Raw genomic sequence first — 207 nt, 5'->3', positions numbered from 1 at the left:
CAGAAACATACAAATCAACACCAGAACTGTCATTCGCAGTACGACACTTGAAAACAACAGCGGGTATTATGATTACGGCAAGCCATAACCCTAAGAATTATAATGGAATTAAAGTATATGGTTCAGATGGTGGCCAGTTATTAACAGAGCCTTCATTAGAATTAAGCCGTTATATTGATACAGTAGAAGACCCATTAAATATACAAG

The 207-nt window shown here is 36.2% G+C and carries 1 pseudogene; it reads left to right on the top strand.

From position 1 onward, the window contains the following. A pseudogene (locus tag LQ622_RS15000) lies at positions 1 to 207 on the top strand (phospho-sugar mutase); the annotation flags it as partial.

It is taken from the genome of Mammaliicoccus sp. N-M50 (genome assembly GCF_022386995.1).
Lineage (GTDB): Bacteria > Bacillota > Bacilli > Staphylococcales > Staphylococcaceae > Mammaliicoccus > Mammaliicoccus sciuri_A.
Note: the sequence above shows the minus strand (reverse complement) of the source record. Positions and strands in the feature narration are given on the sequence as shown.